We start from the raw sequence: 25,614 nt of genomic DNA on the forward strand, positions 1-25,614 counted from the left end.
CAAAGGGTTAAGTCTTTTTGGGGTAGGAAATATCCATGCAGACTTTAAAGAACAAAGCCTTTCGTGTTAGTGTCCATTAGGGCGCTTTAGTTAGGAAGCTCCTTGCTTTAGCAAGGGGTGGTTTCACGGTTGTTTTCAAAAGTGATTAGGGCTTGTTTATCGCAATCTAGCCCTATTAAAGCGTCAAACTCCTTTAAATATTCTAGCCCAGTGCTAAAACCCCCAGCCCCACAAAATAAATCTAAAATTTTATAATTCATTTCAAGCTTTCATAAATTTCACAGCCAGTTTCAATAAAACTTATTAAAATTTTAGCTTAAAATCTCTTAAATCGTTTTTATCTAGCAGATATTGCCAACTTGGATCTTTGCTTTTGTTAAAATCAAAATAAAAAGTATCTATTGCTCGCAATAATTCACACTCATTATTGACTTGAGAAAAGATAGTTGTCTTGAGACCCATATTCAACACAAAAATGTAATGCTTCCAATCATATACGCCTTGAGTGTCATTAAAAATTGTATTTGTTTTAGCTAATAAACAGACATATTGAAAATCTTTATCAATCAGGCGGGTTTGATTATTGGGGTGGGCGTAAATAAAATGCTGATTAGGAGTGAGCGCGATAAGGTTTTCTATATAATCAGCAATAAGAGGAAAGTCTTGAACAGGGAAAATATGGTGTATTTGTGTGGCTTGCACTGTTTCATTTTCTCCTTTCACTTCAGAAAGAGAATGATTGAATTTATCATTATATTGTTTCACCACTTTCTTAGCTTTTGAAATAAGATAGTTAGAATTAGCAATCCCTTTAGAGTTTATAAGATCGTATTCTTGTCTGGTGGTATTTTTATCTTTTCCTATATCTCGCCAATTGATACGATTGTAATTAAGCTCATCTTTTGTAATTATAGTGTTGGATAAAAACCCTTTTCTTGTGCCTTTTTTACCATAATAAAAAGCTAAAGGATTGATAATTTTAGTAAAAATCCTAAAACATTCCGTAGTGTTTTTGATTGCTGTGTTATTGATAGTAAAATGAGTGAAACCATCTTTTAGTTGTTTAAAACTTTCTGTGTCTTGTTTTTGTAAAAAGTTGTCAAATATAGAATCAATCCCACTATCCATTAATACCTTTTGAATGTATAAAATAAGGAATTTTAAAGCGTTTGTTTCTCTTTGCATGAGATATTCTAATAGCTCTATGTTTTGTATGGTATAAATATTTCTATTGCCAGTTTTTGTTTCAAATAAAATACCGCTATAGGCTAATAATTTAATAGGCTGAGAAAAAAACTTATCGTATTCATGCATGGAAAAGTCAGAATTTAAATCAGGTTTAGAAAAAATCATTTTAATATTTTCATTGGTGTAATGGCTATCCCAAATATCCCTAATAGAAAATGATTTTTCAATATTATATTGCGTAAATTCTAAAATACAATCAGCAACAATAGACAACACATCAGGGGTGCATTTTTGATCTATCCATCGCGCGTTTTGTGTTTTTCTAATATCATAATTTCTAAGTTTTAAAAAATCAATAATTTGCTGTTCCTTCATTAGCTACTCTTTAAAATCCCAAACCAAAAGCAACTCATGCTATCAATATTTAAGGTGCGCGTTTGATAATTCCTAGCGATTTTATAAAAATCTCTAAATTCAATGCTAGAGATATAATCGCATTGTTTCTTGCTTAAAGATATAGGGTTTTTAGGGATTAAAATAGCCACAGAGCCGTTAACCACATAGCCTTTTTCTTTTTTTAAAATCCTTGGCTTATAGGTCATATTGGGGGTTAAATAGACATCATCTCTGTCTAAAAATGAAGCTATCTTAAACGGATTTAAAACCTCTTCTTGAATGTAGCTATCGTAATTTTCAATGCTAATAATCTTTCCGTTTTCATCAATATTGCGAGATTTAATCACACGAATACCATTTTTAACTAACACAGAATTAGTGATTTGTCTGTCTCTAAACACTTCAAAAAGACCAAACTGCATGGAATGAAACACCTTATCAAAAAAAGCGTTACGATAGATAACCCAATAGGGCAATTGTTTGTCAAAAATATAGCTTGGCTTTTGCTTGATGCTTAGATTTAGGGGTAACGAACGCACTAAAACTTCTTTTGATTTTTGTGTAACAATAGCAATTGTTTCTACTAAAACACCCTTAAAACCAAGCTCACCAAAATCTAAAATCGCTCCTACTCCCTTTTTTTCAAGCTTAGTTCTGGTTTCTGCATACTCTTTAGTGCTTAAAAGGTTTTTAGGCATAACCATCGCTGTAAAGTTGGCTAGTTTTAAAGACTTTTCTAAAAAAATCCCTGCTAAATGAGTGAGTCCTAAACTATAATCTTTAAATCTTTCATGCGTTTTGCCAAAAGGCGGATTACCCACAATTAAATCCACTTTGCCGCATTCATAGGCTAGAAAATCTGTGCAAATCAATTCCATTTCAAAATTGTTAGGAATGCAATCTTTATATAAAATCTCTAAAATTTCTAAACTATTTTTATCAATATCTATACATTTTAAATAAACTTTTTTAACAGAAGCGTATTTTTTAAAAAGAGCGCTTAAGAAATTCCCACACCCTACACTTGGCTCTATGATAGTAATGCTCTCTTGTTTAAAGCTTGGCAATAACTTCGCTATCTCATTAATAATAAAAGGGTTTGTAAAATACGCGCTTTTTTCTATGCGTTTAGAATTAGACATTTCTGCCAAACTCACCAAACTCGCTCTTGCAATCTTGTTTTTATTCTCTAAAATAAATCGCTTCAAATTTTTTGGCTCTAACAAATGGTGTGCATCAATAAGCCTAATGATTTCTTTAGGCTCTAAGTGGGTTTGAGACATGAAGTTTTTTATTTTTATAGCAATTTGCTTAAAAATAATCGTTGGAACAGCTTCACCGATACTTTGTCTTATATTCATTTCGTTTTGTTTGGAGATTTTTTCTTTTTCTTGTTGTTTAAGGGCGTTTAATTCTTGTAATTCTGAATCTAACCACTTAAAACGGCTAGGGATATTCATTAAAAACATCAGCTCTCTAATTGAAAACACTCTGTCATCTTTGGGGTGGATCGTGTTTTGACTAGCCATTTGGTCGCTTCTTGTATGAATGCAAGGGGCAACGCTATGATATTTTTGCCTTTTATATTTATCGCCATTTTTAGAAACATTTAAGACAATCTTATTACCGACAATTCTATGAGGCTTTTTGTTTAATTCTGTGTTCTCAAACGCGCTTTGTCCTTCTTCTAAATCCTTAATCCATTCTTGCATATGCTTTGGATAAGTTCTAAAACTATGATAAAAATCCGTGCTATCATACTCGCCCCAAGTAAGTGGTTTTAACGAGCCTATCACTTCTTTTAAGGTTTTTTCTTGTTTGAAATCAGGGAAAAATTCTAACGCGCTTGTAAAATCTTTAAACTCTTTACAAACCCCTATCACTAAAGTTCTTGTTCGGCTTGAATTAGCTCCAAAATTTTTAAAATTAATTACCTCATCATAGAGCATATAATCACCACTCAAATTTTGCTCTATCATAGATCCTATTTCTAGTAAATTGTCATTTTTGTCTATACAACCTGTTTTATAAAAACTAGGGACATTTTCTAAAATAAAAAATCTGGGTTTGATTTGTTTGATCAAATCAATGCTTTCAACCACTAAAGAATTCCGTTTGATTTCATCGTTTTTCTTTTTATGATTGGCCACACTCATGCCTTGACAAGGTGGGGTTGCTACCACTAAATCAACCCTATCATTACCAAATTTTTTAGAATAAAATCCAATTTGCTTTAAAATTTTTTCTTTTGTTTCTGGCTTTTTAATGTCCCCACTAATGTAGCTTTCATCTAGTTTGCATTTACGATTGATCCTTTGGATATTCAAGCGTTTTTCTAAAATTTCATTGGTAGCAACGCATTCAAACCCTTCTTCTAAAAGCCCATAGCACCCTACTCCTGCCCCAGAAAATAAAGAAACATAGGTTAAGGTTTGATTAAAGAGCATAGGGGTTTTAGGGATTAACCAAGCTCATTTGAAGCATCAATGCTTCAAGCTCTCAATTTCTTTAAGCATGGTTTCAAAGGCTTCTTTAGTGCCTGCCCGCACGCTAGAAAACAAACTAAACACCACAATGGCTATGCTCGCCACAATAAAGCCCGGAACGATTTCATAAATATCCAAAAAGCTTTTGCCGAATTTATCGTATAAAATCACCGTGCTAGCCCCAGAGAGCATGCCAGCAATCGCGCCAATGCGCGTCATTCTTGACCAAAAAAGCGAGAATAAAATCACAGAGCCAAAACTCGCGCTAAAGCCAGCCCATGCGTAACTCACGATGCTAAGGATGCTAGCGTTTCTATCCGTTGAAATGAAAAAAGCGATGCAAGCCACCCCTAAAACCGAAAGCCTAGAAATAACCATCACTAATTTTTGCGGGGCATCTTTATTGAAAATCGTCGCATAGAAATCTTCAGCAATGGTAGAAGAGCTTACAAGCAGTTGCGAACTAGCCGTGCTCATCACCGCCGCTAAAATCGCGCTCAATAAAATGCCTGTGATCCAAGGGTTAAAGAGCAATTGACTCATCACAATGAAAATCTTTTCAGGGTCTTGTAAGCTCAAGTCAAATTTATGCACATATGCAACGCCTAAAAGCCCCATAACGCATGCCCCAATCAAAGAAACAACCATCCAAGAAATCCCAATAGTGGTCGCTTTAGGCACATCTCTAATGGAGCGGATAGACATGAAACGCACTAAAATATGGGGTTGTCCAAAATAGCCTAACCCCCAAGCAAGGCTTGAAATAATGGCGACTACGCTAGAGCCTTGCAAGAAAGAAAGGTTTTCAGGCTTGATTTCTCTAATGATTTTAACCCCCTCTCCAATCCCTCCAAGATGGATTATCATAACGATCGGTACCACGATTAAAGCACTCATCATCAAAAGCCCTTGAATCAAATCCGTCCAACACACCGCCTTATACCCCCCTAAAAAGGTGTAAGAAACAATAATCAGCGTGCCAATGCTTAAAGCGTAGGTGTATTGGATGCCAAAGGTCGCTTCAAAGAGTTTGGCCCCACTCACTAGCCCTGAAGAAATGTAAAAAATAAAAAAGATTAAAATCACAAAAGCCGAAATCAAGCGCAAGATGTGTTTATCATCGCTAAAGCGCGTTTCAAAATAATCTGAAATGGTGATGGAATTAGCGATCACGCTCGTATAAATGCGTAAGCGTTTGGCCACAAAAACCCAGTTAATGAGCGCTCCTAAACTCAATCCTATGGCGATGTGTGAGTTGATAAGCCCCCCCACATATAAGGCTCCAGGTAATCCCATTAAAAGCCACCCGCTCATGTCACTCGCCCCCGCGCTCAAAGCGCTAATCACAGGGCCCATAGAACGATCGCCTAAGAAATAATCTTCAGTCGTTTCATTTTGTTTGTAAAAATAAAAACCAATATAGAGCATTAACAGCGAATAAACGACAAACATCGTAACAATAGGGGTGCTTAAAACAACATGTCCCATTTTGATCTCCTTATTTAATACAATATTTATTTTTCAGCACAGCATGATTTGTGGCAAGTTGGTTGCCTTAAAACCCTTGAGCCTAAATTCCCGTAACGATGATACGAAATGCTAACCGATCGCTCTAAGTGGTAATACAGCAATTCAAAACGCCCGTTCAAGCAGGGTTTAGCCGTGGCTAAAACCATCCCTAAAGCACTCGCTTGCTTGTGCAATAAATCCAAATCACTTTTTAAATAACGGATACGATTGAAAGCATGCAATTTCTCGCTAAATTTTTGCAAGCTTTCATAAACGATAGGGGCGTTTATTTGGAGCGTTTTTAAGCATTCTAAGAAAAATGTTAAATCCTTGTTCGCTCGTTCGTTTTCTGCACTGAGCGTTAAAGGGATCTGAGAAATTAAGCATGCTAAAGCCACGCCTAACATATCGCTCAAAGTGTCCTTTTCGGTGATGCGATAGCCCACGCTTTTAACTTTAGTGTAGGAAAAAAGGTTGTCTTCGCCTCTGATTTTGACATAGTCTTTAGCTTGGCTAAATTCATGCTTATAATGATAAGCGTAGCTCTTCGCCATAAAAATCGCGCGCTTCAACTCATGCGTATGCTCATCATAGCCTTTTTGAGTTAGTCTTTCTAAAGCTTCGCTTAAGGGGTTTTTTAAGGCGTTTTCATCTTCTTCTTCTTGATGGATATTCACAAATTGCGTGATATAGTTAAAAATGCCCACCTTTCTCCCAAACCCCACAGCGGATTTTTTAACCCCTCCAAAAGGCTGGCGCAAAACGATCGCTCCTGTGGTGGGTTTGTTGATATAGATATTACCGGCTTCAATGCGATCCAAATAATATTCCCACTCCCTTTCGTCCAAAGACTCTAACGCGCTAGTCAGTCCGTAACCGGTAGAATTGACTATCTCTATCGCCTCGTCTAAATCTTGCGCTTTCATCACGGATAAAATGGGCGTAAAAAGCTCAGTTTGGTGCGTGAAATCGCCTTTTTTGGTGCCGTATTTGATGCTTGGCTTCATCAAGTAGGGGTTATCATCAACAAAGCTTACCGGGATTTCGTAATTTTCATAGCTTTTCAATTCATCTATGGCTTTGATGACCTTTTTATTAGGCTTGTCCGCTAGAGCGCCGATTTTGTTTTTGAAATCAAAAGGATCGCCCACGCTAAGGCTTAAAGTCGCGTCTATCAAAGTCTTTTTAAAGTTCTCATCTTCATAGACTTCTTTTTCTAACACTAAAAGCGAAGTGGCAGAGCATTTTTGCCCTGAATTGCTGAAAGCTGAATGGATAACATTCTTAATCGCCTGATCCCTGTCTGCCATTTTGCTCACAATGGTGGCGTTTTTACCGCCCGTTTCAGCGCTCAAGGCTAGAGTGGGGTTAGCTTCTAGCATTTTATAAGCGGTGTCTTCTCCCCCGGTTAAAATGGCAAACCTAATGCTTTCATCTTTTAAAAGGTGTTCGCTAATATCGCTCCCTTTAGAGGGCAAGTAAATGAGCGCATCTCTAGGCACGCCCGCATCCCAAAAACACTCACAAAGTTTATAACCGGTTACGCTAGACAAACTTGAGGGCTTGTAAATCACCCGATTGCCAGCGGCTAGAGGGGCAGCGATAGTGCCTACAGAAATGCCCACAGGGAAATTCCATGGGGCGATGACCACGCCCACGCCCTTGGGAGTGAATTTCGTTTTTTCATTTTGCTCTTGTAACACTCTTATGCTGTAAGGATAAAACTCCAAAAAGTCAATGGCTTCGCTCACTTCAGCGTCCGTTTCAGCGAAAGTCTTACCCACTTCTAAAGCCGAAATCCCTATTAAATCGCCTCTCCTTTCTCTAAAAAGCTGAGCGGTTTGACTCAATAAAGCATGGATTTCTGTGAAGCTTTTTTGACTGAAATGACTCTTATCGCTTTTAGCCACTTCTAGGGCTTTTAAAATCGCTTCCTTATCCGCTAAATGCACGCTGGCGATTTTTTTATGATGGATTTTATCAAAGATTTCTAAAGGGGTTAAATTAGGATCTTCAAACCTCCCATCTATTTCTGGGTAAAGCTCTAAAATAGGGGCGTTATGCATTTTCTCGTGCACTTTTTTAGCCCACTCTCGGTTAGCTTTTAAAATAAAATCGGTATCGCTTTCGTTTTTAAAGGAGTGGTTTGGGTAGGTGGTATGGCCGGTTTGCTTGGCGTTTCTGTCTTGGGTCCTGTGGGTGGCGTTGTCTAAAGTGGCGATTCCTTTAAGGCTGTTTAAAAAGCGTTGTTCTTGGTCTTTCCATTCGCTCGTGCCTACTTTGAGGTTAAAGAAAGCTTTCATGAAATTATCGCTTGAGGTGTTTTCATCTAGCCTCCTCACCAAGTAAGCGATCGCATTATTGAAATGCGCTTCATCGCACACCGGCGCATAAAGAATGAGCTTGTGCATCTCTTTTAATTCCTGGCTCGCTTGCAAGCTCATGCCCTCTAGCATTTCAAAGCTGAAATGCTCTAACACAACAGGGTCGTTAAGGGCATGGATACGCGTATAGACATAAGCGATTTCAAAAATATTGTGGCTTGCTGCGCCAATATGAATGTATTTATAATTATCGCCCTCTAAAACAAAATCTAGCATTTTATTGTAATTAGAATCGGTGTCTTGCTTACTAGAAAATGTGGGTAACGCCCAGTCTTTCATAGAAGCGATAGTCTCTTCGCTCTCCATGTTCGCTCCCTTAACAAAGCGGATTTTAATGGGCTTTAACCCTTTTAAAACCCTTTCTTTAGAAAAAGCGTGCAGTTTTTTCAAGTATTCATAAGAATCAGGGATATAAGCTTGCAACACAATACCGGCGTTCAAATCAAATTTAGCGATGGATTCCATAAAAGACTCCACCGTAAGCTCCAAATCCCTAAATTCTTCCATATCCAAATTAATAAATTTAGGCATGCCTTGCTTTTTTTCTTCTTCTAAAGCTAAAGCGTAAAGAGCGTCTAGGCGTTTGACAATCTCTTTTTTAGAATATTCAAAATCAAGGATATTGATTTGAGAAAAAATCGTCGTGATTTTAATAGAAATGTATTGGATGTAGTTGGATTTTAGGGCTTGAGAGTATTTTTCAAAACGCGCATTAGCTTCTTCTTCGCCTAAAACTTCCTCGCCAATAAAATTCACATTCAAAATGATTTTTTCATTTTTTCTTTTTAAAATCCGCTCTTTTAATTGGCTTTCTTCTTGATCCAAGACCATCGCTTTCGTGTCGCTTCTGATTTTATTGACAAAGAAAGGCACGCTCATATCAGGGAGCATTTTCCCAAAGCTTAAAAACCCCATTAAAAGCAATTTTTCAAACGGAGAAAAAATCTCACGGCTTTTGTATTTGTCTAAAACATGCTCAATCATTTCAAAGCGGGCTTTATTGTCTAGGCATCTAAAACTCCGATCCATAAGCTCTATGAGCATGACTTTGTTTTCAGGGTTGTTTAAAAGCTTTTGCATTTTAGAGCGGAACGCTTTTTCCTGCTCGCTCAAATGGTTACTGATACTATCTTGCAGTTTTTTAGCTAATTCTAATGAATCGTCAATGATTTTTTGCATGAGCTTACCTTTTATTTAAGAATTTGGCTTGATTGTAGCATGTTTTAAGCGGGTTTTTTAAGCGGTCATTTTTAATAATGCTTTTTAATTTGTGATTGTTTTCATACTAAATGAATTTAATTATTAAAATTGATTTTTTTAAAAGTGGTAATTATTTACCGCTTAAGACAAAAATTAGAGGAATTTTTTATCGTTTAAAAAGTTCATTTACTTTTCGTTTAAAAATAAATTTTATCATTCTCGCCGTGTAATTTAAAAGCTTCAAACCAATGAAACGATTTTAAATTAAACGGATTTATAAGAAATTTTACAAAACAAAGGATATAAAATGAAAACAATTAAAAATGGCATTATGATTGGCACACTCGGCGCATTGTTATTGAGCGGTTGCTCTAGCTTTGATGCTCAGCGTTTCGCTTGTCTCCCTAAAGACCATTCTTCAAAAGACGCTTCCACCAAAAAAGAAGCGCAATACACGCCTAAGGGCTTTTTTGACCCTTATTCTTCTAACTTAAACCATTGGGATTCTACATTCTAGGGGTTTATTAGAGGGGGGCGAAAAGGGGGGGGAAATGAAGCTCGTTTTAAGTTTTCTCAAATTACAATAACAATCTTTTTAACATTGATATAACATAAAAGGAGATATTCTTATGAGTGGCGTTCATATTGTAGAAAACATGAATACAGAAAATACGAATATTTCAAGAACGACTGCTTCCACCCCCCCCCAATAATGAAGAGCTTTTAAAATCTGTTGAAGATCTTACAGATCGCTTTAAAAAACTAGAAAGCAAATTAGAAGACCTTGAACCCCTTATAAAATTCTCTCATTTTATAGGCTCTTTCTTTTCGCTTGGAAAATATTCTAACGACACCCAAGAAAACTCAAAAGACGCTCAAGGAAGAGAGAAAGCGCTTAAAGAAATCCAAGAAGAAAACGCTGAACTAAAAGAAACAAACACTAAATTAAATAAAGAAAGAACTGATCTAGCTAGAGAAAAAGAAAATCTAACTAAAGATAAAGAAAACCTAACCACAGATCTATCAACAGCAGAAAGCCAAGCTGAACAAACGAGCCAAAAACTAAACGAGCTAGAGCGAAGGCACGCTCCATACCAAAAATTATAAAAACTCTATGAAGTCTTTTTGGAAGTCAAAGATCGCTTGAATTTTAATTTTGTAGCAACAACTTACAGCCCAATGGATTTGATCGCATATGTTCTTAGCGATAGCAAATACTATTTAGAAAGCCTTTATGACAAAGCGAGCCAAGAATTAAGCGATAAGAGCGAGAAATTAGCTGAATTATTTGATTTGCTTTTTGAATACATTAAGGATAGTAAATTTGAGCGTTTGAAAGAGCCAAGCGCTTATGATCATTCTTGCAAAAAGCTATACCCAGAGCAAAACACTTCTCAAAAGATACAAAGAGTGGTCTTAAGAGGCTACACATACGACAAAAAAATAGCATGTTACACTATCGTGGATATGGGATCATAAATGGGAACACTCATTGAAAAATGGTTTGGCTTCTCTCAAATCAGAGAAGAATTAGAAGCCCGCATCAGTGGGTTAGAAAATGAAAAAGCTGAGCTATTTGCAGAAAACGAAAAATTAGCTATAGGAACTAGTGAGTTAAAAGACGCTAACAATCAATTACGACAAAAAAACGACAAGTTATTCATAACAAAAGAAAATCTAACTAAAGCAAACACCGAGCTTAAAACCGAAAACGACAAGCTCAACCACCAAGTTATCGCGCTCAATAAAGAGCAGGATAGTCTCGAACAAGAGCGAGCGAAATTACAAGATGAGCATGGGTTTTTAGAAAAACGATGCGCCAATTTAGAGAAAGACAACCAACGCCTAACCGACAAGCTCAAACAATTAGAAAGCGCTCAAAAAAATTTGGAAAACACTAACAACCAATTACGGCAGTCTTTAGAAAACTCTAACGCCCAATTAGTGCAAGCTGAAGAAAAAATAGCCACAGAAAAAACCGAGCTGGAGCGAGAAATCGCGCGCTTAAAGAGCTTAGAGGGTATGGAAGCCAAAAGCGACCTGGACTTACACAACAGGCGTTTAGCGAGCGCAAACCAGGATTTAAAACGCCAAAACCGAAAATTAGAAGAAGAGAACATCGCCCTCAAAGAGAGGGTTGATGGCTTGAAAGAGCAACCCTCAAAACAACAAAAATCATAATTGAAGGAGAAATATCATGGTAAACCCCTTACAAAGTTTAAGACTGCCTCTTGGCCACCCCTTAGTAGAGAAATTGTGCGATCGGTCTTTAAAGGATGGAGTCAAATTCAATGAAGAAAGTGAGCCGAATTTCAAAGATGAAGTGTCAGAAGAAGACAAAATCAAATTCAAACAAGCGTTGCGGGTGCTTCGTGCGATCGTCAATAATGAGACTTCTTTAAGGTATCTTTCTGATGAAAATCAAAAATTCATAGAGGATTTAGCACAAGATAAAAAGATCACTAATGAGCAAATAGAAAAAACCTTAGAGATCGTTTCTACTAGCGATGTGGATGTGGATTTTGAAAAATCTAAAGAATTGATGCTCAAGGTGGATAGTGTAGCGGTAGGCCTTAAGAGCTATAGCCAAAGCCAATTGCTTGATTTAAACGGAGGGCATTGGGATTTAGAGGTGCCTAGCGCGCCTAAAGAAAGCGTAACCTTTAGATTTGATAATTTACCTAAAGACGAAAACAACAAAGAAATGAACTTCTATGCACGCTCAAGTTTGAAGGATTTAAACAAGGGCGTTGTCGCTATTGACTTTGGGACTAAAAGCACGACCGCAAGCTATATGGATAAGAACGGAGATTACCGCTTGCTCTCTATTGGCGGGCTAGCAGATGACGCAAGCCCAACAAAGTTTGAAAACCCCACGATCATGGAGTTTAGACATAAAGGAAACTTTCTTAACGCTTATAACGCGCTAGATCACCGCCCTTTCACAGAAAAGAACGATATAGAAGTGGCGCATGAAGCCCAAAAGAATGCTGCAGGCGTTAAAGGCAATGATTTGTATCGGTTTTTTTCTCAATTGAAACAATGGGCTGGAGCGGATGAAAAACAGAATTTTAGGGATTTTGAAGAGGATTTTTCTTTAGAAAGCTTCGCTAATTGCACGGGTTTTAACCCCATAGAAATCTATGCTTACTGCATCGGCCGCTGCATTAATAACATGCATAATGGCGTGTTTTTGAAATACTTTTTATCCTACCCCATCAAGTATGAAAAGCATCAGGCTGAAAAAATCAGAGAGAGTTTTGAAAGAGGCTTGAAAAAATCCTTACCTCGGCATGTTTTTGGCGATGAAAAAACGGCTAAAACTTTCAAAGTGGAATTGAGAGCGAGCGAGCCTTGCACGTATGCCATTAGCGCTTTAAAAAGCTACGGGTTTGATAAATCAGACAAGTTAGACAAGCCGGTTTATTACGGGGTGTTTGATTTTGGGGGCGGGACGACGGATTTTGACTTTGGCAAATGGGAAAAAAGCGCTAGCCCCAAATTCCTTTACAAAATGACGCATTTTAGCAGTGGAGGGGATAAATATTTAGGCGGTGAAAATTTATTGGAATTGCTGGCTTGGGAAGCGTATGCTAAAAATTTCCAAGAGCTGAAAGCAAAAGATATTGTCATCGCTAAGCCCAACTATGACAGGATCGATACGCAACGCTTTGGATCGTTTATGCAAAATTCCAGTGGAGCACGCTTGAATTTGCAAGAGATCGCTTCTAAATTACGCCCTTTTTTAGAAAATTTAGACGCTGATATTATAGAAGCGATAGAAGAAAATGAAGAGTTTAGCATAGAGGGTTTTGAAAAGGATTTTAAAACCATGCTGTTGGATAGGAATGGGGTAGAAACAGAATGCGATCTTAAAGTTGATTGCAAAGAGCTTTTAAGCCTCTTAAAAGACAAGATCAATGAAAGCGTTGCCAACTTCTTTGCCGGATTTTCTAAAGTGATGGCTGAAAACATTGATGATCAGTGTCGGGCGTTTCATGTTTTCTTAGGCGGGAATGCGAGCCGTTCGGTGCTAGTCAAACAAGCGTTTGAAAACGCCAAAGAAAAGCAGCTCAAAGATTACAAGCAAAAGACTTCTAAAGATGATTTCATATTCATCATTTATGAGCCACTAGGCACAGAAGCCTCAGACAAACAGATTTTAGAGCTTACAGGAGAAGACGTTTCTAACACGCCCGCTTATGTGAAGCCCACTTGCAAAACCGGGGTGGCTTTTGGGCTTTTAGAAAGCAGGGACAAGGCTAAAGGGATTGAAATGCCCTCTATAAGCTCCAACCCTGTGTTTAAATACGATTTAGGCATTGAAATAGAGGGGAAATTCCACGCTAAAATCCATAGGGATTCTTTAAAGCCTAATGAATACCAGATTTTCCAAACTAAAGAGGAATGGGGAGGCTTTGATGGGTTAGAGATACGCTACAGCGACAAATCCCTAGCCAACACCAACACTTTGGACATTCAAGACACGCAAATGATTTCCATAGCGCTAGAAGAGATTGAAGAAGTGGACGTGAAAGTGTGTTGCGTGGATTCACAAAGCATTAAAGTGGGGCTGTTTAAAGACGGCCAACTAATCTATGAAAGCGAGGTAGAAAAACTATGATGACTAAGAACGCTTATGCGTTTGTCGTGATTGAAAAAAGCATTATGGTGTTTAAACACACCCAAGACAAGAGGCTAATCCCTATCACTGAAGGCTTTGCGCCTTTAAAAGAGGGCTTTTTGAGAAGTTTTAGAGAGCGTTGCAATCTGGAATTTTTAGAAAATTTAGACCTTTTGTTTTTGTATGACTACCCGTTTTCAAGCGAAGTTTTTTCCTTGTGTAAGGATTTGAAAAATTCCATTTGGGACAGGAAGCTTGTGGTAGCGTTAGTGGAGGCTTTAGAGAATTTTAAGGGCTTGAATTTGTCTCTTAAGATAGAAGACAGGCATTCTAACAGCTTGGGTAATGGCGCTAAAAAATTGCTCACCAACGCTGATTTAGGGAGCATCCACAAAGCAATCGTGATAGACAGCATGAAAACATACCACCAAAGCCAGCAAGAAAAATACAAAAGAGAAAGAGGCGAAACGCTAGAGATTCGCCCCACAACACCCCCTAGCTATGGGGGTGGGAGCATTAGAATCAGCGGCGATAGAAAGCCTGATTCTAATGAAGAAAATTTTTAAAAGAAAGGACAACCGATGAGCAGAGTGCAAATGGATACCGAAGAGATCAGGGAATTTGTAGGGCATTTAGAACGCTTTAAAGAGCTACTAAGAGAGGAAGTGAATAGCTTGAGTAATCATTTCCACAATTTAGAATCATGGCAAGATGCTAAAAGAGAGAGATTTAGCGAGGTGGTGGATAACTTGAAAGGCACTTTCAATGAATTTGATGAAGCCGCGCAAGAGCAAATCGCATGGCTTAAAGAGAGGATTAGGGTTTTAGAGCAAGATTATTAAGGGGTGGTTTGTGGCTGAATGGAAAACGGACACAGAAGAAGTCAAAGAAATCGTTAGAAAATGCAGGGAATTTAAAGAGCGTTTGCAAAAAGAAAGGTGTCTTCAATTTATCACAAATCTTGATAGTTACGCGCTAAAAATCATAGTGGAGCGCAGAAAAATTGAAATGCAATTGCAAAATGCTAGAGAAGAATCAAAAAAAGCCAAAAAGGAGCGAAGGGGCTTTTGGGGATTTCTTGGGGAGCTTGGGAGAGATTTTTGTAATGCGGTAGGGTCGGTTATCCCTCCTGTTAAATTAGGCGCTGAACTTTGTGAAAAGGGCTTAAACCTTATGGAAGACAATATAGAAAAATGGGAACACAATGTAAGGTTATTAGAACGAATGCTTGAAATCTACTCCATTCAAACCAAAGCGAGCGTGGAGCTTGTAGAGGGGGCTTGGGAGGGCGTTAAAAAGATGTTGCATTTTTATACTGATAAGCACCAGGAATTTATCAGGCGCTTGAACTATGCGAGCGCGGCGATAGATAATGAATACAATATTGCGCCCCCAGAAAGTTTAAAGGAGTGCGATTTTGAAAGCCCTAAGATTGCTTATACCCCTAAAAAAGCGTTTTTGATGAGCGCTTGAAGGATTTGAGGGAAGATTTTAGCTTTTCTTTATACGCTGATCTGAAAGATAAAATCAACGCTTTTTCTCATAGGGATCGCGCTAAAGCCTCTAAAGAGCGAGAATTTGAAAAGAATTTAGAGGATTTGATGGGCACATCTTCTTATGATGAAAACCCTAACGATGATTTAGAGTGCTTGGCAATCTCTAAAGAGAAGGAGTTGGAAAAGGATTTAGAGGATTTGATGCCAAGCGTTTTAGGCGTGCCTTCTTATAACGAAAGCTTGACTCTAGCCAAAAATCGTTGCGTTAAAAATTGTAAGAAAGCTTTACAAGATTTTGCAGAAAAAATCAAAGAATCCCCCAACGATTCAAACGCTATCAATGAAGCTTTTGATAATTTAGAAACAGAGTTGGAGCGCGCCACAGAAAGTTTGAGCCAAAAAATAGCGCCCGTCTTAGAACGGAATGAAAATTATACGCAAAAAGCGTTGGAGTATAGGGAGTTTTTAGAAAGCCGTAAAGAGGGCTTTATGGTAGATGAGCAAAACCCTTATCCGGAAGAAGTCCGCTTTAATGGGTTGCGTTTGGCGGAATTTGATAGCGTTTTTAGCGCCATTGTGCCTTTAGAATATTTCAATAAAACCGCATGCGCTCATCATGCCCTAAAGGCTTTAGAAGCCGCGCTTAAAGACAACGGTTTGGGCTTTGATGCGACAGAACTGGAGCAAATCGCAAAAGGATTCATTCCTAAGGGGTATTTGTGGCATTTTGACGCGAATGTTTTAGGGAATTTAGCGTTGGTGAGAGAATAGTTATTATTAGGCGTGAAACACACGAAAGGATACAAACTATGGGAGAAATTCCTACAAACACAGGACTGAATTGGGAATTTGTAGAGCCGCTCAATGACAATGCGTTGAACGGGTTAGAAGAGCGATTAAAAATAGGCTTGAGCGATGCGTTTAAGGACTTTGTCAAACGATCAAACTATGGCTTTAGCCAATGGCGTTCTTTCATGGTGGGCAATGAGTCTTACACGTTCAAACATGTTTTGAATTTCAATTTAGAGAGCTTGTTCATTGATTTCATGCAGAGCTTGAAAGAATGGTTAGAGCCTGAAGAAATTATCTTCGCTAATGACGGGTATGGGGGGTATTATCTTTGGAATACGACTACTGATGTGGTGCTGTTTTTAGACACTGATGATGGTTCAAAACATGCGTTGTTGCACCTTAAAATGTTTTTAAAAAAACTGGAATCAAGGGGTTAAAATGTTTTCTCATGAAGTTTATTTGGAGGGTTGCACCAATGAGTTAAGAAGGATTTGCGACTATTTCGTAGAAAACGCCATGCAAGATGATTTAGGGCAGAAACTTAAAAGTGAGGCGCTAGAGGAGATGCTAAAAATCGCGCATGATTTAGAAAATTTAGAGCAGGAAACTCAATACGAAATGAGAAAAATCAACGAGCAACTTGAAGAAGCCAAGTATTTGGAGAAGCAAATTCATATGAATTTCCATCCATCAAGCGAGATCGATAGGCTTATGCGTGAAGCCAGAGAGTATGAAAGAGAAGCTAAGAGGCGCTATGATGAATATCTTAAGGATAAAGATGATTGATGCGGGTAATTTATTAAAAGAACTAGACGACGCCTTAGATAAAGTGATCACTCAAAAAGAGCCAGAGAGTTTTCTTAGGCCATCCACTTTAAAAATAGAAGAATATCAAAAGAGTATCAGGAAAATTCAAGCGCAATTCACAGACGCGCCGCAATTCAATGAAACGACCACTTACCCACAATTTTTAAGCTGTGGTTTATTGCAAGTTAGGGGCAAAAATGGTGCTAATATGGAATTTTTATTGCCTAAAGTTTATCCTTTCCCCCCTAAAAGCTTGTATATAGAGCATGAAAAAGACGGGCAGTTTTTGAGAGAAATGCTCATGCGCTTACTCTCCAGCGCGCCTTTAGTGCAACTGGAAGTGATTTTGATTGATGCGCTGAGTCTAGGGGGTATTTTCAATCTGGCCAGAAGGCTTTTAAATAAAGACAATGATTTTATTTACCAGCAAAGGATTTTGACCGAAAGCAAGGAAATAGAAGAAGCCCTAAAGCATTTGTATGAATATTTAAAGGTTAATTTGCAAGAAAAATTGGCCGGCTTTAGAGATTTTGCACATTATAATGAATACGCCACAGACCCCTTGCCTTTAAAAGCGCTTTTTTTAAGCGGGGTAGATGCTTTAAGTCAAAACGCGCTTTATTATTTGGAAAAGATCATGCGTTTTGGCTCTAAAAATGGGGTTTTGAGCTTTGTCAATTTGGAGAGTGAAAAAAACAATCAATCCGCAGAAGATTTGAAACGCTATGCGGAGTTTTTTAAAGACAGGACAAGCTTTGAACGCTTAAAATACCTTAATGTGGAAGTGATCAACGATCAAGGTATTAAATCCCAGCACATGAAAGACTTCGCTGATAAAATCAAAGCGTATTACGAGAAAAAGAAAGTAGTCAAAAGCGAGTTGAAAGCCTTACAAAAAGACGAAGAATTTTGGACTAAATGCTCTCAGCATGAAGTAAGCGTGCCGGTGGGGTGGGATATTAACCACAAAGAGGTGTGTTTTGAGATCGGTGAAGCGCAAAACCACACGCTCATTTGCGGGTGCAGCGGGAGCGGAAAATCCAATTTCTTGCATGTGTTGATCCAAAATTTAGCTTTCTACTACGCGCCCAATGAAGTCCAACTCTTTTTGTTAGACTATAAAGAGGGAGTGGAATTTAACGCGTATGTAGCAGATCCCACTTTAGAGCATGCGAGGTTGGTGAGCGTGGCGAGTTCGGTGGGTTTTGGTGTTAGTTTTTTAAGCTGGCTTTGTAAAGAAATGCAAGAAAGAGCCAATCTGTTCAAGCAGTTTAAGGTGAAAGATTTGAGCGATTACCGAAAGCATGAAAAAATGCCCAGACTGATTGTAGTGATTGATGAATTTCAGGTGCTTTTTAGCGATAGTTCCACTAAAGAGAGAGTGAAGAGATATTTAACCACCATTCTCAAAAAAGGCCGCAGCTATGGGGTGCATTTAATTTTAGCCACTCAAACCATGCGCGGCGGTGAAATTGATAGTAGCATTAAGGCTCAAATCGCTAACCGCATCGCTTTGCCTATGGATGCAGACGACAGCACTAAAATTTTAGACAATGATGTGGCTTGTGAGATTCAAAAACCAGAAGCCATTTTCAACAACAACGGAGGGCATCAAAAATACCACACCAAGATGAGTATCCCTAAAGCCCCTGATGATTTCAAATCTTTTCTCACAAAAATACACGCTGAATTTAATCAAAGAAATCTCGCGCCCATAGAGCGTAAAATCTATAATGGCGAGAAGCCTTTAAAAATGCCCAATATCCTTAAGGCTAATGAAATGCGTTTGCATCTGGGCAAAAAAGTGGATTATGAGCAAAAGGACTTGATAGTGGAGTTTGAAAGTAACGAATCGCATTTGTTGGTGGTGAGCCAAGATTTAAACGCTCGCATCGCTTTAATGAAACTCTTGTTCCAAAACATTAAGAGCGCGAACAAAGAATTGGTTTTTTGCAATAAAGAAAAACGCTTGATAAGGTCTTTTGATGTGCAAAAAGAATACGGCATCACGCCTGTAGAAAATATCTTAAGCGTTTTAGACACCGCTATGAACCCTAATAGCGTGCTGATGGTAGACAATTTAAACGAAGCCAAAGAGTTGCACGACAAAATAGGGGTGGAAAAGTTAAAATCGTTTTTAGAAAAAGCCATAGACAACGAGCAGTATTGCATCATCTTTGTGCACAACTTCAAACAGATTAAAACTAATTACCATTTTGACAAGTTAAGAGAATTGTTAAACAACCACTTCAAGCAATGCCTGGCCTTTAAGTGCAATGGGGAAAACTTAAACGCTCTCAAAAGCGGTTTACCTTCACCAAGCGAACTCAACGCGCTCTTCATAGAGCTTTCTAAAGACAGCGTTACTGAGTTCAGGCCTTTCAGCTTATAGGGTTAAAAAAAGGGGGGAGTTAAAAAAAGAGGGTTAAAAAAAGAGAGTTAAAAAAAGAGAGTTAAAAAAAGAGGGTTAAAAAAAGAGGGTTAAAAAAAGAGAGTTAAAAAAAGAGAGTTAAAAAAAGAGAGTTAAAAAAAGAGAGTTAAAAAAAGAGAGTTAAAAAAAGAGAGTTAAAAAAAGAGAGTTAAAAAAAGAGAGTTAAAAAAAGAGAGTTAAAAAAAGAGAGTTAAAAAAAGAGAGTTAAAAAAAGAGAGTTAAAAAAAGAGAGTTAAAAAAAAGGGGGGGGTTAAAAAGACTAAAGGAATTTAATCTTAATTTAATCTTTTTGAAGTGTTTTTAAACCTTTGGCGTAATCGTTTGGGTGATAAAGCGAGCGATTTTTTCTCTTAAATGCAACAAGGGTTCTGAACCTTTCGCTAAAGCTTTTAGGCATAAATGAGAACTAGCAATCTCGCTCACGGCTCCATCCACCCCTTCGCTCTCTTCAATCAATCCTCGCACGCCAGACAGCTCTATGGGGCAATTGACAAGCACCAAATTCAAATAATGCGTATAGCCATCAAACATGCACATATTCATCATGTCGGTGGTTTTGGGATCTAAAATCGTGTTATCATAATAGATGGGTTTCTCATCTTGTAAAATAGCGATTTTGGTGTGCAAGCGGTTGAATTGGAACAACTCATTGCGCGCCACTCGCCCAGCGACAATGATTTCACTATAAAGCAACTGAGAGCTAGAGTGTAAAGAAATCGTGGTATTGCCCTTAAAATGCGCGTTTTCAAAGGGGATTAACGGGAAAGGCGCGAAGTCTAAAAAAGCGTTTTCCCCCACAACAATATGCATGTCTCTGCTGGCAAACCCGTCTTCAGTGTTATGGATTTTTTCAAAGGATTGCGAGGTGATCCTTAGCTTGCAATTTGGACCGATGCTTAATTGCATGTCTTGCACATCGCCTTTCATTAAGCCAGGGCTTACCGCTAAAAGCATGATTTCAGCTAAATCGTCTTTAGGGTAAAAAGGTGCCATAAGCTTAAAGGGGGGCGTGAAAAAATTGTCCTCAATCACGCACCGCCCGTCAGCCCCTATTTTGGTTTTTAGCCTGAGCTTGGATTCTTGAGCGTAAGTGTTCATCAATCTTCCAATAAAGCGTTGCGCTTAATCCATGCGATCACATCATTTAGGCCTTCTTTAGCGCGGATATTCGTGAAAATAAAGGGCTTTTCGCCGCGCATTTTTTTAGAATCCCTTTCCATGACTTTCAAGTCCGCTCCCACATAGGGGGCTAAATCAATCTTATTGATGACAAGCAAGTCTGAGCGCGTGATTCCTGGGCCGCCTTTCCTAGGGATTTTATCGCCCTCAGCCACATCAATCACAAAAATCGTAAAATCTGCTAGCTCTGGGTTGAAAGTCGCTGAAAGGTTGTCGCCTCCGCTTTCAATCAAAAGCAGTTCCAAATTAGGGAAACGGCCATGCATTTCTTCTACCGCTTCTAAATTCATAGAAGCGTCTTCTCTAATGGCGGTGTGAGGACAGCCTCCAGTTTCTACGCCAATAATCCTCTCTCGTGGCATCACCGAATTTTTACACATAAACTCTGCGTCTTCTTTAGTGTAAATATCATTAGTGATAACCGCCATGTCGTAATCTTTTGACATGTGGCGCGTTAAAGCTTCAATCAAGGCGGTTTTACCGCTTCCTACAGGACCACAAACTCCAATTTTTACCATAAAATTCCTTTCAATTTGAGATTAAAATTCAAGACATATAAAGGCGCGAGTATAAACTCTCATGCTGCATCGCCTTAATGTCGTTTTGAACGCTTGCCGCGCACAAGTGGCTTTCGTCTAGTTCTAGGGTTTTTTCTATGAGCTGGTTAAAAGGGCTTTGCAAGCTCAATAAGATTTTTTGCCCGTCGTTTTGGGATAAGGGGACGCTTTTAACGCAGTTGATCACCATGTTAGAAGTTTGCGCATAAAGATAATGCCTTAAAGCCTTTTTCAATTCAATCCCCAAACTCGCCGCAAAAACGCCATAGCTAGTGGCATGGGTGGGATCTTTGGTTTGTTGAGCGTAAGCGTTAAAAAATGCACCCATGTCTAATTCGTTCATGGCTTGTAAGGTTTTAATGAAACGATTGCCTAGCTTTTGATTGGCTAATCGTAATTCCATGGGGCTTGTGGATAGCGTAATGATTTCTTCAACCCCTAAAATTTTTTTTAAATCTTGTTGGAGGGCACTTTCATAGGTTAGTTTCAAGCTCAGCATTTCCGTGTAAAGGAACTGGCTAGAGAGATTGGCTTTTAAATACTCTAAAGCGCTTTCTTTATTGCTAACCTTTTTTTGCTGGATGTAAGTTTCTAGCCCAAAAGAATGCGTGTAAGATCCAATAGGGAACACCGCATCATTGACTTGTAAGATCAGAAATTCATTATCCACATGAGCGTTGTTGTCTGTCTTTGGAGTTTTTGGGGGCGTACCCACGCTTTTTTCAGTGCTTTTCACGCTTTTTCCTTTATCCATTTGTTATTTTTCTATTTCATGACCACTTTAAAATCGCTCGCCAGTGAGACCTTAAAATTAGGCTCACTATGGGGCATGCTCACGGTTAAGCGTTCTTTGGAATCCAGTTTTGAACTTAAAACACGATTTTGAACCCCTAGCTTTTCTAATAACGCTAGTGTGGGCTTTTCAAATGGTGTTTTAAATTCAAATTGAGACTCGCCATAGTATAAAGCCGCATGGCGGTTTCCTATTTCGTAGCATATTTTCGCTACTTCTGCCACGCTCTTAGCTTGAATGTGAATAACTTCAGAATCCAAGATATTAACGGCGATAATTTCCTTCTCTTCTTTAAATAAAATATCCCCTTGAGAGAGACCCAACTTGGGAGCGTCTTTAAGGCGTATGGCTATGTCTTTGCCTTGCCTGGTTTTAAAGCGAGCGATTTTTTTCCTCGTTTCAAACCATTCTAAATCCACATAATCCACGCTGAAATCCAAGGGGTTTAAATCCCTTAGATTGCCAACTAAACGCTCTATGATCATCTCACACCCAGTGTTGGATAAAGAGTAACCAAGCAGGGATCCAAGCGGTTAAAATACCCTCAATGATAGCAAGCCACGGAGTGAATTTCCCTAAAGGGATTTTCAAGATGTTTTCAATGAAAGCGGTAAGCCACAAAACACCCCAAGCCAACCAAATGATCGCCCACCAATCGCCTTCAGTGATGCCTAACACTTTGTGGTCATCAAGCATATCGCTATAGTGGGATAAAATCGCAGCAGGAACAGTGTTGATCGCTACGAATAAGCTATACCAAGAATACGGCCTCCAATCCAAACCAAAAGTGTGGTTGATGGCCGCATACAAGTAGGTGAAACCAAACAATAACCCAGTCGCTGGCCCATAGAAATTAGTCAAATGGTGCGATACTTGAGCAATATCTTCAGCGCCTTCTACAGGGGCTGTAGGGTTGAGTGCAGAATAAGTGATGACAACCACATTACAAACAATGGAAAGTCCGCCCACAAAAAAGTTCATCACCGCAGTGCTTTTAGGATCGACTTTGGTTAACCCGCAAATCCCATTGCTGATTAAAACAATCCCAACATATAACAATACAAGTCCTAGCATTGCCTTTTCCTTCCAAACAAAAATTTTTACAACAAACGCACCTTACGAATAACTTTTGTTGCTTGAGCTAATCATAAAGAAAAATAGTAAATTGACAAAAAATAAAAACAAAAAAAAGCCCCCAATTTTTTGATAAACAAAAAATCAGAGAGCTAAAAAATAAGGACTAAGGAGTGTCGCTCCTAAAAATCCTAGAAAATTAAAAATCCTAGAAAAAATCCTAGAAAATGCTAAAGAGTTGCGCCAAGCTCACTTTATTGGCTGGTTTAGAAGTTACTTCTTTGCCATCCACGAACACATGGTAAGTTTCAGGATTGACTTCAATGTGAGCGGTAGTGTCGTTGAATTGCATGTCTTTTTTAGTGATATTTCTGCAATTTTTTACCGGCAACACTTGTCTTTCAAGTCCTAATTCTTCTTTAATGCCTTTATCATAAGCCGCTTGAGACACAAAAGTGATGTTTGCATCGTATTTAGCTTTACCATGATGAGCGAACATTTCTCTGTAATAAACTGGTTGTGGGGTAGGGATAGAAGCGTTTGCATCGCCCATTTGACTTAATGCAATGAACCCGCCTTTGATGATCATGTTGGGTTTCACGCCAAAGAATGCTGGACTCCACAATACCAAGTCAGCCACTTTGCCCACTTCTACAGAACCTACATACTCGCTAATCCCATGAGCGATCGCTGGGTTAATGGTGTATTTAGACAAGTAGCGTTTGATCCTGAAGTTGTCGTTATCGCCTTTTTCTTCTTTCAAGCGACCAAATTCTTTTTTGTTTTTGTCGGCTGTTTGCCAAGTCCTGGTGATAACTTCACCCACACGACCCATAGCTTGAGAGTCAGAACTAGTGATTGAGAAAATCCCCATGTCATGCAAAGTGTCTTCAGCCGCAATGGTTTGAGGGCGGATCCTTGAATCAGCGAACTGAACATCTTCTTTAATGCTTTTATCCAAGTGGTGGCACACCATAAGCATGTCCATGTGTTCGGCTTCTGTATTCACCGTGAAAGGGATAGTGGGGTTAGTGGAAGCGGGAAGAATGTTGTGTTCACCAGCTACTTTAATAATATCAGGAGCGTGTCCGCCACCAGCGCCTTCAGTGTGGAAAGTGTGCATAGTGCGTCCGGCAATGGCTGCCATAGTGTCTTCTACACAACCGGCTTCATTCAAAGTGTCTGTGTGGATAGCGACTTGCACATCGTATTTGTCCGCAACATCTAACGCATGATTGATTGCAGAAGGAGTGGTGCCCCAGTCTTCGTGGATTTTAAAGCCAATCGCACCGGCTTCAATTTGATCGGCTAAGCTCGCGTCGTTAGAAGCGTTACCTTTAGCCAAGAAACCCAAGTTCATAGAATATTCTTCAGCCGCTCTGAGCATCCATTTTAAGTTTCTTCTACCTGGAGTGATAGTGGTTGCGTTAGTGCCATCAGCAGGACCAGTTCCGCCACCAATCATGGTTGTTACACCGCTTGCAAAAGCTGTAGGGATTTGTTGGGGTGAAATGAAGTGGATGTGTGTGTCAATACCACCAGCAGTTACGATCAAACCTTCACCGGCTAAGGCTTCAGTAGCAGGACCCACGCTAAGATTGTTTTTAACGCCATCTTGCATGTCTTTGTTACCGCCTTTACCAATGCCAGCGATTTTGCCATCTTTAATACCAATATCCGCTTTATAAATACCGGTGTAATCCACGATTAAAGCGTTAGTGATGATTAAATCCAGTTCTTCTTTGCTAGGGTTGTTAGATTGGCTCATGCCTTCTCTTAGGGTTTTACCGCCACCGAATTTAAGCTCTTCTCCATAAATGGTGTAGTCATGTTCTACTTCAGCGATCAAGTCTGTATCGCCTAATCTCACTTTATCGCCTGTGGTAGGGCCATACATAGAAACATATTCTTTTCTGCTAATCTTTTTCATTTCTTACTCCTTAATTGTTTTTACATAGTTGTCATCGCTTTTAGCGCCATGAAAACCACGCTCTTTAGCTCTGTGTAAAGCAATTTTTTTGCTTTCGCTATCGGCTTGCCTATCAACCAATGCGTTAAATCCAAAGATTCTCCTGTTACCGCCAATGTCAATCAATTCTACGGATTTTTCTTCGCCAGGCTCAAACCTTACCGCTGTCCCGCTCGCAATGTCTAAGCGTTTACCGAAAGTTTTTTCTCTGTCAAAGTCTAAGCATCTATTCACTTCAAAGAAATGGAAGTGTGAGCCGATTTGAACCGGTCTGTCGCCAACATTTTTAACTTTCACGCTAACGGCTTTTTTGCCTTCGTTGATAGTGATGTCTTCATTTTTTAAGAACAACTCACCAGGAACTAATTTTCCATTAGCCTCAATAGGGGTATGCACGGTTACGAGTTTGGTCCCATCAGGAAACATCGCTTCAATACCCACTTCATGGATCATGCTTGCCACACCATCCATCACATCATCCGGTTTTAAAAGAGTGCGTCCTTCTTGCATCAATTCAGCCGCAGTCTTTTTACCAGCTCTCGCTTCTTCCATAATATGGGCACTAATCAAAGCTACCGCTTCTACATAGTTAAGCTTAATGCCTTTTTCTTTGCGTTTTTTAGCCAATTCTCCAGCGTAGTGGAGCATCAACTTATCTAACTCTTTTGGGGTGAGTTTCATCTCATTCTCCTATTCTTAAAGTGTTTTTCCTTGAAGACATAACGCAAT

The 25,614-nt window shown here is 38.9% G+C and carries 19 protein-coding genes and 4 pseudogenes; 11 read left to right on the forward strand and 12 right to left on the reverse strand.

Annotation, left to right across the window (positions count from 1 at the left end):
- A pseudogene (locus tag H7N67_RS08175) lies at positions 1–70 on the forward strand (RNA-guided endonuclease InsQ/TnpB family protein); the annotation flags it as partial.
- A 52-nt stretch (positions 71–122) separates the two neighbouring features.
- Here H7N67_RS08175 and H7N67_RS01145 read toward each other — a convergent pair.
- From H7N67_RS01145 to H7N67_RS01165, 5 genes and pseudogenes are all read right to left on the reverse strand, one after another.
- Positions 123–260 (reverse strand): annotated as a pseudogene (locus H7N67_RS01145) (DNA cytosine methyltransferase); the annotation flags it as partial.
- Positions 261–303: 43 nt separating this feature from the next.
- A complete protein-coding gene (locus H7N67_RS01150; RefSeq protein WP_187938783.1) occupies positions 304–1,563 on the reverse strand; it encodes a restriction endonuclease in 1,260 nt (419 codons plus the stop codon).
- A complete protein-coding gene (locus tag H7N67_RS01155) occupies positions 1,563–4,031 on the reverse strand; it encodes an adenine/cytosine DNA methyltransferase (protein WP_042636774.1) in 2,469 nt (822 codons plus the stop codon). Before H7N67_RS01155 ends, H7N67_RS01150 begins: the two co-directional genes overlap by 1 nt.
- Positions 4,032–4,067: 36 nt before the next feature.
- Complete coding sequence (putP, locus tag H7N67_RS01160) at positions 4,068–5,558, reverse strand: sodium/proline symporter PutP (RefSeq protein WP_187938784.1); 1,491 nt, start codon at positions 5,556–5,558, stop codon at positions 4,068–4,070.
- A 26-nt stretch (positions 5,559–5,584) separates the two neighbouring features.
- Positions 5,585–9,142, reverse strand: a complete 3,558-nt coding sequence (locus tag H7N67_RS01165; RefSeq protein ID WP_187938785.1) for a bifunctional proline dehydrogenase/L-glutamate gamma-semialdehyde dehydrogenase — start codon at positions 9,140–9,142, stop codon at positions 5,585–5,587.
- Between the two features lie 328 nt (positions 9,143–9,470).
- Here H7N67_RS01165 and H7N67_RS01170 point away from each other — a divergent pair, with 328 nt between their 5' ends.
- From H7N67_RS01170 to H7N67_RS01215, 10 genes and pseudogenes are all read left to right on the forward strand, one after another.
- Positions 9,471–9,680 carry a hypothetical protein gene (locus H7N67_RS01170; RefSeq protein WP_000848999.1) on the forward strand — a complete coding sequence of 70 codons (210 nt, stop codon included), beginning with the start codon at positions 9,471–9,473 and terminating at the stop codon, positions 9,678–9,680.
- A 296-nt stretch (positions 9,681–9,976) separates the two neighbouring features.
- Positions 9,977–10,642, forward strand: a pseudogene (locus H7N67_RS01175) (M protein).
- Complete coding sequence (locus H7N67_RS01180; protein WP_187938786.1) at positions 10,643–11,344, forward strand: coiled-coil domain-containing protein; 702 nt, start codon at positions 10,643–10,645, stop codon at positions 11,342–11,344.
- A 16-nt stretch (positions 11,345–11,360) separates the two neighbouring features.
- Positions 11,361–13,787, forward strand: a complete 2,427-nt coding sequence (locus H7N67_RS01185) for a hypothetical protein (protein WP_187938787.1) — start codon at positions 11,361–11,363, stop codon at positions 13,785–13,787.
- A complete protein-coding gene (locus tag H7N67_RS01190; protein ID WP_187938788.1) occupies positions 13,784–14,353 on the forward strand; it encodes a hypothetical protein in 570 nt (189 codons plus the stop codon). The genes H7N67_RS01185 and H7N67_RS01190 overlap by 4 nt, the downstream gene beginning before the upstream one ends.
- Before the next feature lie 15 nt (positions 14,354–14,368).
- Positions 14,369–14,629, forward strand: coding sequence for an ESAT-6/WXG100 family protein (locus H7N67_RS01195; RefSeq protein ID WP_042636767.1), 261 nt, complete (start codon positions 14,369–14,371; stop codon positions 14,627–14,629).
- A 10-nt stretch (positions 14,630–14,639) separates the two neighbouring features.
- Positions 14,640–16,123: pseudogene (locus tag H7N67_RS01200) on the forward strand (HNH endonuclease signature motif containing protein).
- Positions 16,093–16,512, forward strand: a complete 420-nt coding sequence (locus tag H7N67_RS01205; protein WP_042636766.1) for an SMI1/KNR4 family protein — start codon at positions 16,093–16,095, stop codon at positions 16,510–16,512. The pseudogene H7N67_RS01200 and the gene H7N67_RS01205 overlap by 31 nt, the downstream one beginning before the upstream one ends.
- Position 16,513: 1 nt before the next feature.
- Positions 16,514–16,861: a hypothetical protein gene (locus H7N67_RS01210; protein ID WP_187938789.1), complete on the forward strand. Its 348-nt coding sequence runs from the start codon at positions 16,514–16,516 to the stop codon at positions 16,859–16,861.
- Positions 16,854–19,274: an FtsK/SpoIIIE domain-containing protein gene (locus H7N67_RS01215; protein ID WP_187938861.1), complete on the forward strand. Its 2,421-nt coding sequence runs from the start codon at positions 16,854–16,856 to the stop codon at positions 19,272–19,274. Before H7N67_RS01210 ends, H7N67_RS01215 begins: the two co-directional genes overlap by 8 nt.
- A gap of 339 nt (positions 19,275–19,613) precedes the next feature.
- Here H7N67_RS01215 and H7N67_RS01220 read toward each other — a convergent pair whose 3' ends face one another.
- From H7N67_RS01220 to ureA, 7 genes are all read right to left on the reverse strand, one after another.
- Entirely contained in the window at positions 19,614–20,411 is a 798-nt protein-coding gene (locus H7N67_RS01220; protein WP_187938790.1) for an urease accessory protein UreD, read from the reverse strand.
- Positions 20,411–21,010, reverse strand: a complete 600-nt coding sequence (ureG, locus tag H7N67_RS01225) for an urease accessory protein UreG (protein WP_000238764.1) — start codon at positions 21,008–21,010, stop codon at positions 20,411–20,413. The genes H7N67_RS01220 and ureG overlap by 1 nt, the downstream gene beginning before the upstream one ends.
- Positions 21,011–21,038: 28 nt before the next feature.
- The gene (locus H7N67_RS01230) at positions 21,039–21,803 is read right to left on the reverse strand and encodes an urease accessory protein UreF (RefSeq protein WP_156583903.1); all 765 of its coding nucleotides are present in this window, start codon (positions 21,801–21,803) and stop codon (positions 21,039–21,041) included.
- A gap of 11 nt (positions 21,804–21,814) precedes the next feature.
- Positions 21,815–22,327, reverse strand: a complete 513-nt coding sequence (gene ureE, locus H7N67_RS01235; RefSeq protein ID WP_000583100.1) for an urease accessory protein UreE — start codon at positions 22,325–22,327, stop codon at positions 21,815–21,817.
- 1 nt (position 22,328) lies between these two features.
- Complete coding sequence (gene ureI / locus H7N67_RS01240; RefSeq protein ID WP_000901277.1) at positions 22,329–22,916, reverse strand: acid-activated urea channel protein UreI; 588 nt, start codon at positions 22,914–22,916, stop codon at positions 22,329–22,331.
- A gap of 220 nt (positions 22,917–23,136) precedes the next feature.
- Positions 23,137–24,846: an urease subunit beta gene (gene ureB / locus H7N67_RS01245; RefSeq protein WP_000724295.1), complete on the reverse strand. Its 1,710-nt coding sequence runs from the start codon at positions 24,844–24,846 to the stop codon at positions 23,137–23,139.
- 3 nt (positions 24,847–24,849) lie between these two features.
- Positions 24,850–25,566 (reverse strand): urease subunit alpha, encoded by a 717-nt coding sequence (gene ureA, locus H7N67_RS01250; protein ID WP_000779226.1) that lies wholly within the window; start codon positions 25,564–25,566, stop codon positions 24,850–24,852.
- Positions 25,567–25,614: the final 48 nt, after the last annotated feature.

Origin of the sequence: Helicobacter pylori (assembly GCF_014498195.1) — a bacterium.
GTDB classification, from domain to species: domain Bacteria; phylum Campylobacterota; class Campylobacteria; order Campylobacterales; family Helicobacteraceae; genus Helicobacter; species Helicobacter pylori_DO.

Coding starts and splice junctions, on each gene's coding strand:
- H7N67_RS01155 (WP_042636774.1), bottom strand. CDS start 4,031: ATGCTCTTTAATCAAACCTTAACCTATGTTTCTTTATTTTCTGGGGCA.
- H7N67_RS01220 (WP_187938790.1), bottom strand. CDS start 20,411: ATGAACACTTACGCTCAAGAATCCAAGCTCAGGCTAAAAACCAAAATA.
- H7N67_RS01185 (WP_187938787.1), top strand. CDS start 11,361: ATGGTAAACCCCTTACAAAGTTTAAGACTGCCTCTTGGCCACCCCTTA.
- H7N67_RS01165 (WP_187938785.1), bottom strand. CDS start 9,142: ATGCAAAAAATCATTGACGATTCATTAGAATTAGCTAAAAAACTGCAA.
- ureG (WP_000238764.1), bottom strand. CDS start 21,010: ATGGTAAAAATTGGAGTTTGTGGTCCTGTAGGAAGCGGTAAAACCGCC.
- H7N67_RS01215 (WP_187938861.1), top strand. CDS start 16,854: ATGATTGATGCGGGTAATTTATTAAAAGAACTAGACGACGCCTTAGAT.
- H7N67_RS01230 (WP_156583903.1), bottom strand. CDS start 21,803: ATGGATAAAGGAAAAAGCGTGAAAAGCACTGAAAAAAGCGTGGGTACG.
- ureI (WP_000901277.1), bottom strand. CDS start 22,916: ATGCTAGGACTTGTATTGTTATATGTTGGGATTGTTTTAATCAGCAAT.
- H7N67_RS01150 (WP_187938783.1), bottom strand. CDS start 1,563: ATGAAGGAACAGCAAATTATTGATTTTTTAAAACTTAGAAATTATGAT.
- ureE (WP_000583100.1), bottom strand. CDS start 22,327: ATGATCATAGAGCGTTTAGTTGGCAATCTAAGGGATTTAAACCCCTTG.
- H7N67_RS01205 (WP_042636766.1), top strand. CDS start 16,093: ATGGGAGAAATTCCTACAAACACAGGACTGAATTGGGAATTTGTAGAG.
- H7N67_RS01210 (WP_187938789.1), top strand. CDS start 16,514: ATGTTTTCTCATGAAGTTTATTTGGAGGGTTGCACCAATGAGTTAAGA.
- ureA (WP_000779226.1), bottom strand. CDS start 25,566: ATGAAACTCACCCCAAAAGAGTTAGATAAGTTGATGCTCCACTACGCT.
- H7N67_RS01170 (WP_000848999.1), top strand. CDS start 9,471: ATGAAAACAATTAAAAATGGCATTATGATTGGCACACTCGGCGCATTG.
- H7N67_RS01190 (WP_187938788.1), top strand. CDS start 13,784: ATGATGACTAAGAACGCTTATGCGTTTGTCGTGATTGAAAAAAGCATT.
- ureB (WP_000724295.1), bottom strand. CDS start 24,846: ATGAAAAAGATTAGCAGAAAAGAATATGTTTCTATGTATGGCCCTACC.
- H7N67_RS01195 (WP_042636767.1), top strand. CDS start 14,369: ATGAGCAGAGTGCAAATGGATACCGAAGAGATCAGGGAATTTGTAGGG.
- H7N67_RS01180 (WP_187938786.1), top strand. CDS start 10,643: ATGGGAACACTCATTGAAAAATGGTTTGGCTTCTCTCAAATCAGAGAA.
- putP (WP_187938784.1), bottom strand. CDS start 5,558: ATGGGACATGTTGTTTTAAGCACCCCTATTGTTACGATGTTTGTCGTT.